This window comes from Klebsiella sp. M5al (assembly GCF_002090195.1).
In the GTDB taxonomy this organism is placed as follows: Bacteria; Pseudomonadota; Gammaproteobacteria; order Enterobacterales; family Enterobacteriaceae; genus Klebsiella; species Klebsiella grimontii.
The window spans coordinates 4,641,613-4,654,802 of the sequence record NZ_CP020657.1 but is presented as its reverse complement, the minus strand read 5'-3'; the positions used below and the strand labels follow the sequence as shown (position 1 = coordinate 4,654,802).

12 protein-coding genes are annotated in these 13,190 nt (G+C 61.7%); 10 read left to right on the top strand and 2 right to left on the bottom strand.

Features of this window, described 5'->3' with window-relative positions; all coding sequences use genetic code 11:
* Position 1: 1 nt before the first annotated feature.
* Genes BWI76_RS22325 through hycI form a run of 6 tightly spaced genes read left to right on the top strand, consistent with a single transcriptional unit; the run spans position 2 to position 4,856 of the window.
* Positions 2 to 925 carry a respiratory chain complex I subunit 1 family protein gene (locus tag BWI76_RS22325; RefSeq protein WP_004134333.1) on the top strand — a complete coding sequence of 308 codons (924 nt, stop codon included), beginning with the start codon at positions 2 to 4 and terminating at the stop codon, positions 923 to 925.
* Positions 926 to 942: 17 nt separating this feature from the next.
* Positions 943 to 2,652: a formate hydrogenlyase subunit HycE gene (gene hycE, locus BWI76_RS22320; RefSeq protein WP_004134338.1), complete on the top strand. Its 1,710-nt coding sequence runs from the start codon at positions 943 to 945 to the stop codon at positions 2,650 to 2,652.
* Between the two features lie 9 nt (positions 2,653 to 2,661).
* Positions 2,662 to 3,204: a formate hydrogenlyase complex iron-sulfur subunit gene (locus BWI76_RS22315; protein ID WP_004134341.1), complete on the top strand. Its 543-nt coding sequence runs from the start codon at positions 2,662 to 2,664 to the stop codon at positions 3,202 to 3,204.
* Positions 3,204 to 3,971, top strand: a complete 768-nt coding sequence (locus BWI76_RS22310; RefSeq protein ID WP_004134342.1) for an NADH-quinone oxidoreductase subunit B family protein — start codon at positions 3,204 to 3,206, stop codon at positions 3,969 to 3,971. The genes BWI76_RS22315 and BWI76_RS22310 overlap by 1 nt, the downstream gene beginning before the upstream one ends.
* Entirely contained in the window at positions 3,968 to 4,378 is a 411-nt protein-coding gene (locus BWI76_RS22305; protein ID WP_004134344.1) for a formate hydrogenlyase maturation HycH family protein, read from the top strand. Before BWI76_RS22310 ends, BWI76_RS22305 begins: the two co-directional genes overlap by 4 nt.
* Entirely contained in the window at positions 4,371 to 4,856 is a 486-nt protein-coding gene (gene hycI, locus BWI76_RS22300) for a hydrogenase maturation peptidase HycI (RefSeq protein WP_004134345.1), read from the top strand. Before BWI76_RS22305 ends, hycI begins: the two co-directional genes overlap by 8 nt.
* 212 nt (positions 4,857 to 5,068) lie before the next feature.
* Here hycI and BWI76_RS22295 read toward each other — a convergent pair whose 3' ends face one another.
* Positions 5,069 to 6,493: a 6-phospho-beta-glucosidase gene (locus BWI76_RS22295; protein WP_004134347.1), complete on the bottom strand. Its 1,425-nt coding sequence runs from the start codon at positions 6,491 to 6,493 to the stop codon at positions 5,069 to 5,071.
* Positions 6,494 to 6,519: 26 nt separating this feature from the next.
* Positions 6,520 to 7,962 (bottom strand): PTS cellobiose/arbutin/salicin transporter subunit IIBC, encoded by a 1,443-nt coding sequence (gene ascF / locus BWI76_RS22290; RefSeq protein WP_004134349.1) that lies wholly within the window; start codon positions 7,960 to 7,962, stop codon positions 6,520 to 6,522.
* A gap of 256 nt (positions 7,963 to 8,218) precedes the next feature.
* On the opposite strand from ascF, the gene BWI76_RS22285 reads away from it, so the two are divergent.
* From BWI76_RS22285 to BWI76_RS22270, 4 genes are all read left to right on the top strand, one after another.
* The gene (locus BWI76_RS22285) at positions 8,219 to 9,232 is read left to right on the top strand and encodes a LacI family DNA-binding transcriptional regulator (protein WP_024358443.1); all 1,014 of its coding nucleotides are present in this window, start codon (positions 8,219 to 8,221) and stop codon (positions 9,230 to 9,232) included.
* A gap of 134 nt (positions 9,233 to 9,366) precedes the next feature.
* Positions 9,367 to 9,894, top strand: a complete 528-nt coding sequence (gene hydN / locus BWI76_RS22280) for an electron transport protein HydN (protein WP_004134351.1) — start codon at positions 9,367 to 9,369, stop codon at positions 9,892 to 9,894.
* A gap of 12 nt (positions 9,895 to 9,906) precedes the next feature.
* Complete coding sequence (gene hypF, locus BWI76_RS22275) at positions 9,907 to 12,126, top strand: carbamoyltransferase HypF (RefSeq protein WP_064371625.1); 2,220 nt, start codon at positions 9,907 to 9,909, stop codon at positions 12,124 to 12,126.
* A gap of 11 nt (positions 12,127 to 12,137) precedes the next feature.
* Positions 12,138 to 13,151 (top strand): HoxN/HupN/NixA family nickel/cobalt transporter, encoded by a 1,014-nt coding sequence (locus BWI76_RS22270; RefSeq protein ID WP_064371624.1) that lies wholly within the window; start codon positions 12,138 to 12,140, stop codon positions 13,149 to 13,151.
* Positions 13,152 to 13,190 lie beyond the last annotated feature (39 nt).

The window sequence follows — 13,190 nt, the reverse complement described above, 5'->3', positions numbered from 1 at the left end:
AATGAGCGTATTAATTGCATTGTTGCAGGCGCTGGCGCTGTTTGCCGTCGCGCCGCTGTTATCCGGGGTAACTCGCGTCGCCCGCGCGCGTCTGCACAACCGCCGTGGTCCGGGCGTGTTGCAGGAGTATCGCGACATCATCAAACTGCTGGGCCGCCAGAGCGTCGGCCCGGACGCTTCCGGCTGGGTGTTCCGCCTGACGCCATACGTGATGGTCGGCGTGATGCTGACCATCGCCACCGCGCTGCCGGTGGTGACCGTCGATTCGCCGATGGCGGGGCTGGGGGACCTGATCACCCTGATCTACCTGTTCGCTATCGCCCGCTTCTTCTTCGCCATTTCCGGCCTCGATACCGGTAGCCCGTTTACCGCTATCGGGGCGAGCCGCGAAGCGATGCTCGGCGTGCTGGTCGAACCGATCCTGCTGCTCGGCCTGTGGGTCGCGGCGCAGGTGGCGGGTTCGACGCATATCAGCAGCATCACCGACACCATTTACCACTGGCCCGCCGCCCGCAGCATTCCGCTGGGGCTGGCGCTGTGCGCCTGCGCTTTCGCCACCTTTATCGAAATGGGCAAGCTGCCGTTCGACCTGGCGGAAGCGGAGCAGGAGCTCCAGGAAGGGCCGCTCACTGAGTACAGCGGTAGCGGTTTTGCGGTGCTGAAGTGGGGCATCAGCCTCAAACAGCTGGTGGTGTTGCAGATGTTCGTCGGCGTGTTTATCCCGTGGGGCCAGATGACCAGCTTTAGCGTCGGCGGGCTGCTGCTGGCGCTGGTGGTTGCCGTCGTCAAGCTGGTGCTTGGCGTGCTGGTGATTGCGCTGTTCGAAAACAGCATGGCGCGTTTGCGCTTTTGCGCCACCTCCCGCGTCACCTGGGCCGGGTTTGGTTTCGCCTTTTTAGCCTTCGTCTCCTTGCTGGTGGCGTGATTTAAGAGAGTTTGAGCATGTCTGAAGAAAAAATCGGTCAACACTATCTCGCCGCGCTGCATCAGGCCTTTCCGGGCGTGGTGCTGGATGAAGCCTGGCAGACCAAAGACCAGCTTACCGTGACGGTGAAGGTCAACTATCTGCCGGAAGTGGTCGAGTTCCTGTACTACAAACAGGGCGGCTGGCTGTCGGTGCTGTTCGGCAACGACGAACGCAAGCTCAACGGCCATTACGCCGTCTACTACGTGCTGTCGATGGAGCAGGGCACGAAGTGCTGGATCACCGTGCGCGTGGAAGTGGACGCCAACAAACCGGAATACCCGTCGGTGACGCCGCGCGTGCCTGCCGCCGTGTGGGGCGAGCGCGAAGTGCGCGATATGTACGGCCTGGTGCCGGTAGGGCTACCGGACGAACGTCGCCTGGTGCTGCCGGACGACTGGCCGGACGAGCTGTATCCGCTGCGTAAAGACAGCATGGATTATCGCCAGCGCCCGGCGCCGACCACCGACGCTGAAACCTATGAATTCATCAATGAACTGGGCACGAAAAAGAACAACGTAGTGCCGATTGGCCCGTTGCACGTCACTTCCGATGAACCGGGCCACTTCCGCCTGTTCGTTGACGGCGAGAACATTATCGATGCCGACTACCGCCTGTTCTATGTCCATCGCGGCATGGAAAAGCTGGCGGAAACCCGCATGGGCTACAACGAAGTGACGTTCCTGTCGGACCGCGTGTGCGGCATCTGCGGCTTCGCCCACAGCACCGCCTACACCACCTCCGTTGAGAATGCGATGGGGATCGTGGTGCCGGAACGCGCGCAGATGATCCGCGCCATTCTGCTGGAAGTGGAACGCCTGCACTCGCACCTGCTGAACCTCGGCCTCGCCTGCCACTTTACCGGCTTCGACTCCGGGTTTATGCAGTTTTTCCGCGTGCGCGAAACCTCAATGAAGATGGCGGAAATTCTCACCGGGGCGCGTAAAACCTACGGCCTGAACCTGATTGGCGGCATTCGTCGCGACCTGCTGAAAGAGGACATGATCCAGACCCGCCAACTGGCGCAGCAGATGCGCCGCGACGTGCAGGAGCTGGTGGATATGCTGCTCAGCACGCCGAATATGGAGCAGCGCACGGTCGGCATCGGTCGTCTTGACCCGCAAATCGCCCGCGACTTCAGCAACGTCGGCCCGATGGTGCGCGCTAGCGGCCACGCCCGCGATACCCGCGCCGATCACCCGTTTGTCGGCTACGGCCTGCTGCCGATGACCGTGCACAGCGAGCAGGGCTGCGACGTGATTTCGCGCCTCAAGGTGCGTATCAACGAAGTCTATACCGCGCTGAATATGATCGACTTCGGCCTTGATAACCTGCCGGGCGGCCCGCTGATGGTGGAGGGCTTCACCTATATTCCGCACCGCTTCGCGCTCGGCTTCTCGGAAGCGCCGCGCGGGGATGATATCCACTGGAGCATGACCGGCGACAACCAGAAGCTGTACCGCTGGCGCTGCCGGGCGGCGACCTACGCCAACTGGCCGACCCTGCGCTATATGCTGCGCGGCAATACCGTTTCCGACGCGCCGCTGATTATCGGCAGCCTCGACCCGTGCTACTCCTGTACCGACCGCATGACCGTGGTCGACGTGCGCAAGAAGAAAAGCAAAGTGGTGCCGTACAAAGAGCTGGAGCGCTACAGCATCGAGCGTAAGAACTCGCCGCTGAAATAAGGAATCGCCATGTTTACCTTTATTAAAAAAGTCATCAAAACCGGCACCGCGACGCACTCATACCCGCTGGAGCCGATGCCGGTGGATAAAAACTTCCGCGGCAAACCGGAGCATAATCCGCAGCAGTGCATCGGCTGCGCCGCCTGCGTTAACGCCTGCCCGTCGAACGCCCTGACGGTGGAGACCGATCTGGCCGCCAACCAGCTGGGGTGGCAGTTCAACCTCGGGCGCTGCATCTTTTGCGGGCGCTGCGAAGAGGTCTGCCCGACGGCGGCGATTAGGCTCTCTCAGGAGTACGAGCTGGCGGTGTGGAAAAAAGAGGATTTCCTCCAGCAGTCGCGTTTTGCCATCTGCCACTGTCGGGTATGCGAACGGCCATTCGCCGTACAGAAAGAGATCGACTACGCCATCGCGCTGCTCAAACACAACGGCGACAGCCGCGCCGAGCTGCATCGCGAAAGCTTTGAGACCTGCCCGGAGTGTAAACGCCAGAAGTGCCTGGTGCCGTCCGACCGTATTGAACTGACTCGCCATATGAGAGAGGCCAGCTGATGAGCAATTTATTAGGCCCGCGCGATGAAAACGGCATTCCGCTGCCGATGACGGTGGATGAATCCATCGCCAGCATGAAGGCCTCGCTGCTGAAAAAAATTAAGCGTTCCGCCTACGTCTATCGGGTGGACTGCGGCGGCTGCAACGGCTGCGAAATCGAGATTTTCGCTACCCTGTCGCCGCTGTTCGACGCCGAGCGTTTTGGTATCAAAGTGGTGCCGTCGCCGCGTCACGCCGATATTCTGCTGTTTACCGGGGCGGTGACCCGGGCGATGCGTTCTCCCGCGCTACGCGCGTGGCAGTCCGCGCCGGACCCGAAAATCTGTATCTCCTACGGCGCCTGCGGCAACAGCGGCGGCATCTTCCACGACCTCTACTGCGTGTGGGGCGGGACCGATAAAATCGTGCCGGTAGACGTCTATATTCCCGGCTGCCCGCCGACGCCTGCCGCGACGCTGTATGGCTTCGCGATGGCGCTGGGCCTGCTGGAGCAGAAAATCCACGCCCGTCTGCCGGGGGAACAGGATGCACGGCCGACCGAGCTTCTGCACCCGGATATGGTACAGCCGCTGCGGGTGCGCATTGACCGCGAAGCGCGTCGCCTGGCGGGCTATCGCTATGGTCGCCAGATTGCCGACGACTATATGCGCCTGCTGGCGCAGGGCGATAGCCAGGTGGTGCGCTGGCTGGAGGCGGAAAAAGATCCGCGTCTGACCGAGATCGTCACCCATCTGAACCAGGTGGTCGAGGGAGCGCGTATCCGATGAGCGAGACGGTGGTGTTCAGTCAACTGAGCCGTAAATTTATTGATGAGAACGACGCCACGCCCGACCAGGCGCAGCAGGTGGTCTATTACAGCCTGGCGATTGGCCACCACCTCGGCGTGATCGACTGCCTGGAGGCGGCGCTGAGCTGCCCGTGGCAGGCGTATCTGGCGTGGATTGCGACCCTCGAAGAGGGCAGCGTCGCGCGGCGCAAAATGGAAGGCGTGCCGAAGTACGGCGAGATCGTCATCGATAGCAATCATGTGGCGATGCTGGCCAACGCGTTTGATAAAGCGCAGGCCCGGCAGACCCCCGAGCAGCAGGCATGGAGCAAAACCCTGCTCAGCATGCTGCATGATATTCACCAGGAAAGCGCCATCTATCTGATGGTGAGGAGACTCCGTGACTGACGTTTTACTCTGTGTCGGCAACAGTATGATGGGCGACGACGGCGCCGGCCCGCTGCTGGCGGAGATGTGCGCGGCTAATCCCGCCGGCGAGTGGGTGGTGATTGACGGCGGCAGCGCGCCGGAAAACGACATCGTCGCCATTCGCGAGCTGCGCCCCGAGCGCCTGCTGATCGTCGATGCTACCGATATGGGCCTGAACCCCGGCGAGATCCGTATCGTCGACCCGGACGATATCGCCGAGATGTTTATGATGACCACCCACAATATGCCGCTCAACTATCTGATCGATCAGCTAAAAGAGGATGTCGGCGAGGTGATTTTCTTAGGCATTCAGCCGGATATCGTCGGCTTTTATTATCCGATGACCCAGCCGATCAAGGACGCGGTCGCGACGGTGTACGCGCGGCTTGATGGCTGGCAGGGGCAGGGCGGTTTCGCGGCGCTGGAAGCCGCTGAGGAACCGGAGTTCCCCGGCTAAGCGCAGCGCAAGCCGGGAGTTCGGCCAGGAGGGAGCAAGTGTACTTTTTTTCCCGGGGCGCGGCGTAAACGCCTTACCCGGGCTACGGCTACTTTTGTCACCCGTAGCGTTTGCCATTCCCGGAGGCGATGCTGCGCATCTGTCCGGGCTACCGGTCCGCGGGCGTTGATGACCTGTAGCCCGGCTAAGCGCAGCGCAAGCCGGGAAAATTGCTACACCAAATCTTCCCCGTTGCTGGCAATCACTTTCTTATACCACCAGAACGACTTCTTGCGCCTGCGCGCCAGCGTGCCGTGACCGGCATCGTCGCGGTCAACGTAGACAAAGCCGTAGCGCTTGCTCATCTCGCCGGTGGAGGCGGACACCAGATCGATACAGCCCCAGCTGGTATAGCCCATCACCGGGATGCCATCTTCGATGGCGTCGCCCATCGCCTGAATATGCTCGCGCAGATAGCTGATACGGTAGTCGTCGTTGATCTCGCCGTTAGCGTCAATCTCATCGCGCGCGCCGAGACCGTTCTCCACGAGGAACAGCGGTTTCTGGTAGCGGTCATACATCATATTCATGGTGATACGCAGGCCGAGCGGGTCGATGCCCCAGCCCCATTCGCTGGCTTTGATGTACGGGTTTTTCAGCGACTTAACGATATTGGCGGCGCTGGTGTTGCCGGCGTTCATCTCCGCCGACGCGCAGCGCGAAGCGTAGTAGCTGAAGGAGACGAAATCGACGGTATGGCGCAGGATTTCATCATCGCCCGCTTCTTTGGCGATGGTCACGCCTTTCTCGCGGAATACCCGCGCCGCCCACACCGGGTACGCGCCGCGCGCCTGGACATCGATAAAGAACAGGTTCTCGCGATCTTTCTCCAGCGCCATCCACACGTCTTCCGGCTTACAGGAGTAAGGGTAGAAATTGCCGCCCGCCAGCATACAGCCGACCTGATTTTGCGGATTCACCTCGTGGGCGATTTTGGTCGCTAAGGCGCTGGCGACCAGTTCATGATGGGCGGCCTGGTATTTCACCTGCTCCTGATTTTCCCCCTCTTCAAACACCAGACCGGCGCCGGAGAATGGGCTATGCAGCATGATGTTGATTTCATTGAAGGTAAGCCAGTATTTCACTAACCCATCAAAGGCTTCAAAACAGGTACGGGCGTAGCGGGTGAAAAATTCCACCATTTTACGATTGCGCCAGGAGCCGTACTCGGTGACCAGGTGCATCGGCACGTCGAAATGGCACAGCGTCACCAGCGGCTCGATATTATGCTTTTTACACTCCTCGAACAGCGAGCGGTAGAAGGCGATCCCTTCCGGGTTCGGCTCTTGTTCATCACCTTTTGGAAACAGGCGGCTCCAGGCGATAGAGGTGCGGAAAACGCTAAAGCCCATCTCGGCCATCAGGGCGATATCTTCTTTATAACGATGATAAAAATCGATCGCCTCGTGGCTCGGGTAGAACTCATCGTCGCGCGGCGCGAAGCGTTTCTCTTGCCCCAGCTTGACCGCCAGGCGGTGCGCGCCGTGGGGAATCATATCGACGGTGGTCGGCCCTTTGCCGCCCTCCAGCCAGGCCCCTTCGGACTGGTTGGCGGCCAGTGCGCCGCCCCATAAAAATCCCTGTGGAAAAGTCGCCATGCGTTACCTCGTTAATAAAATGGTGTTCAGGCGTGAGAAGCCTGGGCGCCGGCCTGACGCTGTCTGGCGTCGGCGGCGGCTTCTTCAACCGGTATATCTTCAAAGCCGAGCATCAGCGTCAGAACAAACGACAGCACGACCGCCAGCGCCATGACGCCAAAGACCCAGACGATGGTCATCGGATTGGCCGGGTCGAAAAACTGGACGCTGGTAAACAGGCCCGGCGCCGCCATCGAGTGGCTGGCGAGCCCGGCAATCCCGGCCACTGCGCCGCAGATAAAGCCGCTGATCAGGCTGGCGATAAGCGGTCGCTTCAGCCGCACCGCCACGCCGTACAGCGCCGGTTCGGAAATCCCCGCCAGAATCGCGGAAGCCGCGGCCGCCAGCGCCGTCTGGCGCAGCTCAGGGTTTTTGGTTTTCCATGCCACCGCCAGCGATGAGCCGCCCAGCGACAGGTTGGCGCCGATTTCCGACGGCATCACCATGCCCTCTTTGCCGGTTTCGGCGATGGTCTGAATGATAGTCGGCGTGAAGACGCGGTGCATCCCGGTCATCACCAGCAGCGGCCACAGGGCGCCCATAATCGCCACCGACAGCCAGCCGAGGTAGCTGTGGATCGTATAGACCAGCGCGGAAATGGCGCTACCGATCCAGATACCGAGCGGGCCAATCAGCAGAATCGACAGCGGGGCGGCAATCAGCACGATCAGCATCGGTTTAAGGAAGTTTTTCGTCACCGCCGGGGTGATACGGTCGACCCAGCGTTCGATATAAGAGAGGCACCAGGTCATCACCAGCGCCGGGATCACGGTATAGGTATATTTCACCGCCGTCACCGGAATAAAGGCGAACTCCACGTGCTCGCCCTGGGCGGCTTTGGCCATCAGCTCGATAAAGCTCGGGTGCACCAGCACCCCGGCAATCGCAATCGCCAGCGACATATTGGTTTTAAATTTCACCGCCGCGGAGGCCGCGACCATCAGCGGCAGGAAGAAGAACGCGCCGTCGCCGATAACCGTCAGGATGGTCAGCGTTGGCGCGCCTTTCGGCAGCGCGCCGGTCATCTCTAAGATCATCGCCAGCAGCTTGACCATCGATCCGCCGATAATCGCCGGGATCAGCGGCGACATGGTGCCGATCAGCGCGTCGAGGATCCCGGCGCCGATGCGCTTCAGGGTGATCGGCGGTTTCCCCTGCGGTTCGACAGGGCGCAGATCCCCCGGCAGCAGGGCGACCACCTCGCGGTAGGCCTGGGAGACGGTATTGCCGATGATGACCTGACACTGGTTATCGCTACGCACGACGCCGAGTACGCCTTTCAGCCCTTTGAGGGTGGCGCTGTCGACCCGCTCGTTGTCTTTGACCACAAAACGCAGGCGGGTCATGCAGTGGGTGACGGCGGCCACGTTATCTGCGCCGCCAATTGCCGCCACAACCTGCTGCGCCAGAGCTGCATAATTTTTAGACATCGGATTTTATCCTGTTTATCAATGGGGTACTGGCTTGTCACCGCGCCGGAAAGCGGAGCGGCATGATGCATATATAGGAAACCGGTTCCACAAAATCATGATTAGTTTCATGAATGCATACAAGAAATAAAAAAATAAGATCTCGATTTTGTGATTTTGATCGCGGAGTGTGCGTCAGCGCGGGATACGCGCAAATGCTGAAAAAGCGCCGCGCGTGCAGTACACTGCGGGCAACATTGGCAACAGGAATAACCACATGGCAACAATGCTGGAGGTCGCGAAGCGCGCGGGGGTGTCGAAGGCCACCGTTTCGCGGGTGCTGTCGGGGAACGGCTATGTCAGCCAGGAGACCAAAGATCGCGTCTTCCAGGCGGTGGCCGAAAGCGGCTACCGGCCGAATCTGCTGGCGCGCAACCTGGCGACGAAAAAGACGCAGACCCTCGGGCTGGTGGTGACCAACACCCTTTATCACGGCGTCTATTTCAGCGAACTGCTTTACCACGTGGCGCGGATGACAGAAGACAAAGGGCGGCAGCTGATCCTCGCCGACGGCAAGCACAGCGCGGAGGAGGAGCGCGAGGCGATTCAGTATCTGCTCGATCTGCGCTGCGATGCGATTATTATCTATCCGCGCTTTCTCAGCGTTGATGAGATGGACGAGATTATCGAAAATCATGAGCGGCCGATCATGGTGCTCAACCGCCGCCTGCGCCGCAACGCCAGCCACTGCGTCTGGTCCGATCAAAAGGCCTCGGCGACGATGGCGGTGGAAAAGCTTATCGCGCTCGGCCATCGCGATATCGCGTTTATTACCGGTTCGCTGGATTCGCCAACCGGCGTTGAGCGGCTCTCGGGCTATAAAGACGCGCTGGCCCGCCACAGCATTGCGGTGAATAACGATCTGATCGTCGAAGGGCGCTGGACGCCGGAAACCGGCGCGGCGGGGGTCGAAACGCTGCGCCAGCGCCGCGTCGGCTACAGCGCGCTGGTGGCGAGCAACGACGATATGGCGGTTGGCGCGATGAAACAGCTGCATCAGCTCGGCGTTAAGGTGCCGGAGCAGGTCTCGGTGGTGGGTTTTGACGATATCGTGCTGGCGCCGTATATGGTGCCGGCGCTCTCCAGCGTCAAAGTGCCGGTGACGGAGATGATCAAAGAGAGCATCAACCGGCTGATCTTTATGCTCGACGGCGGCGATTTAAAATTTCAGCAAACCTTCCCCGGCGAGCTGATCGAACGCGACTCAATGGTGCCCGGCCCGCACGCCTGACGTCGTCAGCTGTCATCGTCACAACTGACGATGACAGTCTCTCCCGTAATTACCCCCTTTAATATCAGTATGATAAAAGTTGGAACGCATTATGCATACTCCGGCGCGTAACCTTCTTACAGCTGGAGAAATGGATGAACCGTTTCATTATCGCCGACGCGAGCAAATGCATCGGCTGCCGCACCTGTGAAGTGGCCTGCGTGGTCTCTCATCAGGAAAATCAGGACTGCGCCGCGCTGACGCCAAAAAACTTTTTACCGCGTATTCACGTGATCAAAGGCGTCAACGTGTCGACGGCCACCGCCTGTCGTCAGTGTGAGGACGCCCCGTGCGCCAACGTCTGCCCGAACGGCGCCATCAGCCGCGACCAGGGCTTCGTCCACGTGATGCAGGAGCGCTGCATCGGCTGCAAAACCTGCGTGGTGGCCTGCCCGTACGGCGCCATGGAAGTGGTGGTGCGCCCGGTTATTCGCCACAGCGGCGCGGGGCTGAACGTGATAGCGGAAAAAGCCGAAGCCAACAAATGCGACCTGTGCTATCACCGTGAGGAAGGCCCGGCCTGTATGGACGCCTGTCCGACCCACGCGCTGATTTGCGTCGACCGCAACAGGCTCGAACAGATGAATATCGAAAAACGCCGCCGCACCGCGCTGGCCTGGTAATCCGGCCGCGCAATGAACGGGGTGCAGATCCGCATTCGCGGTAAAGTGCAGGGGGTGGGATTCCGCCCCTTCGTCTGGCAGTTGGCGCAGCAGCTGGGAGTGCGCGGCGACGTGTGCAACGACGGCGACGGCGTGCTGGTGCGCCTTGTCGGCGATGATGCGGCCTTTCTCAGCGCGTTAACCCGCCGCTGCCCGCCGCTGGCACGTATCGATAGCACAGAAACTCAGCCGTTTGTCTGGGCCGTCGCGCCGCTGAATTTCACCATCCGCCAGAGCGGGGCCGGGAGCATGCGCACGCAGATCGTGCCCGATGCCGCCACCTGCCCGGCATGCCTGGCGGAGATGAACAACCCGCAGGATCGCCGCTACCGCTATCCGTTTATCAACTGCACCCACTGCGGGCCGCGCTTTACCATTATTCGCGCCATGCCCTACGACCGCCCGCTGACCGCTATGTCGCCGTTTCCTCTTTGCCCCGCCTGCGCGGCGGAGTATCGCCATCCCGCCGATCGCCGCTTTCACGCGCAGCCGGTGGCCTGCGCCGAGTGCGGCCCGCTGCTGGAGTGGCGCGGCCCGAAGGGGCATTTATTTGGTGAGGCCGCTTTAGACGCGGCGATTACTCGCCTGCGGGCGGGTGATATCGTGGCGGTGAAGGGGCTGGGCGGTTTTCATCTAGTGTGCGATGCCGGAAATCGCGCTGCCGTGGCGACGCTGCGGGCGCGCAAGCATCGCCCGGCGAAACCGCTGGCGGTGATGCTGGCGAATACTGCGGGACTACCCGAACGGGCCATAAAGCTGCTGGCTTCTCCCGCCGCGCCGATCGTGCTGCTGGACAAAGCGCAGGTGGCTGGCCTGTGCGACCTGATTGCGCCAGGGCTTGCGGAAGTAGGGGGGATGCTGCCGTCTAATCCACTGCAGCATTTACTTTCGCAGGCGCTGGCGCGCCCATTAGTGATGACCTCCGGCAATCTTAGCGGCCGCCAGCCAGCGCTGACTAATGAAGACGCGCTGGCGGATTTAGCCGCGATTGCCGACGGTTTTCTGCTGCATAACCGCGAGATTGTGCAGCGGATGGATGATTCGGTGGTGCGGCAAAGCGGTGAGATGCTGCGCCGCGCCCGCGGCTACGTGCCGGACGCGCTGGCGCTGCCGCCGGGCTTTTGCGACGCGCCGCCGCTGCTGGCCCTCGGCGCGGAGATGAAAAATACGTTCTGCCTGCTGCGCGGCGACGAAGCGGTGCTCAGCCAGCATTTTGGCGATCTCGACGAGGAGGGCGTTGAGGCGCAGTGGCGGCAGGCGCTGCGCCTGATGCAGGAGATCTACGCTTTTACGCCGCAGCGGGTGGTTGCCGACGCCCATCCCGGCTACCGCGCTTCGCGGTGGGCGGCGTCGCTTATGCTGCCGGTGGAGCGGGTGTTGCATCATCATGCCCACGCTGCCGCGTGCCTGGCCGAGCATCGCTGGCCGCTGGAGGGCGGCGACGTGATTGCCCTGACGCTCGACGGCATCGGGATGGGGGAAAATGGCGAACTGTGGGGCGGCGAGTGCCTGCGGGTCAACTATCGCGAGTGTGAGTATCTTGGCGGTCTGCCGTCGGTGGCGCTGCCCGGCGGCGACCTCGCGGCGCGTCAGCCGTGGCGCAATCTGCTCGCCCACTGCCTGGCGTTTGTCCCTGAATGGCAGAATTATGCCGACACCGCCGCGCTGCGCCAGCAAAACTGGCCGCTGCTGGCGCGAGCAATCGAGCGTGGTATTAATGCGCCGCAGGCATCGTCGTGCGGCCGTCTGTTTGACGCCGTCGCCTGCGCGCTGGGCTGTGCGCCGCTAGCCCTGAGCTATGAGGGGGAGGCGGCATGCCGTTTGGAAGCGCTGGCGGCGACCTGCGAAGGCGTGGATCATCCGGTGACCCTGCCGTGGCGCGAAGGTAAACTGGACCTGGCGACGTTCTGGCGGCAGTGGCTGAGCTGGCAGGCGGGCCCGGCGCAAAAAGCGTGGGCCTTTCATGATGCGCTGGCCCGCGGGCTGGCGGCGATGATGCGCGATTGCGCGAACGCGCGGAACATTCACACGCTGGCCTTCGGCGGCGGGGTGCTGCACAACCGGCTGCTGACGGCGCGATTGACCTTTTATCTGGCCGATTTTACTCTGCTCTTTCCGCAGCAGCTGCCCGCCGGCGATGGCGCCATTGCCCTCGGTCAGGCGATCGTCGCTGCGGCCCGCCTGCAGGCTTAAAGGATACCCATATGATAGTGACGATTTTGCGTCAGCAGCCGCGCGCAGCGGCGCTGGTGCTGGCATTAATTGCCGCCAATTTGCTGGCCTGGGGCTGGGCGTTTGCGGCGTTCGGCGGCAGCGGCGCGCTGATGGCCGCCAGCCTGCTGGCCTGGGGTTACGGTCTGCGCCACGCGGTGGACGCCGACCATATCGCGGCGATCGACAACGTGACCCGCAAAATGATGCAGCAGGGGAAGCGGCCTTTTGCCGTTGGCGCGTGGTTCTCGCTCGGACATTCGTCGATTGTGGTGCTGGCGTCGGCGGCGATTGCCGCGACCGCCACCGCGTTTGGCCAGCAGATGAGCTGGTTTCACGAGACCGGCAGCGTTATCGGCACTGCCGTGTCGGCGCTGTTCCTGCTGGCTATGGCGTTTATCAATCTGGTCATTTTGCGCAGCGTCTGGCGCAGCTTTCGGGCGTGGAAGCAGGGCGAAAAGGTGAGCGATGAGGTCATGACCGGCGGCGGCATGATGAGCTGGGTGTTCGGGAAAACCTTCCGCCTGATTAACCGCAGCTGGCAGATGTATCTGGTGGGCTTTCTGTTTGGCCTCGGCTTTGATACGGCGACGGAAATCGGCGTGCTGGGGATTTCTGCGGCCAGCGCGTCGAGCGGGATGTCGATTTGGTCGATTATGGTTTTTCCGGCGCTGTTCGCCAGCGGGATGGCGCTGGTGGATACGCTTGATAACGTGCTGATGGTCGGCGCCTACGGCTGGGCGTTCAGTAAGCCGCAGCGTAAGCTCTATTACAATATGACCATTACCGGCACCTCGGTGGTGGTGGCGCTGTTTATCGGCGGCCTGGAAGCGCTGGGACTGGTGATGGATAAGTTTTCCCTCAGCGGCGGCGTCTGGCGCTGGATCGGCGCATTGAATGACCATCTCGGCGACGCCGGTTTTGTGGTGGTCGGGCTGTTCGCGGCCTGCTGGGTGCTGTCGGTGCTCAACTACCGCTGGCGCGGATACGATAACCTGGCGCGGTAGGTTGGGCATTTCCCCGGCTCGCGCTGCGCTTAGCCGGGC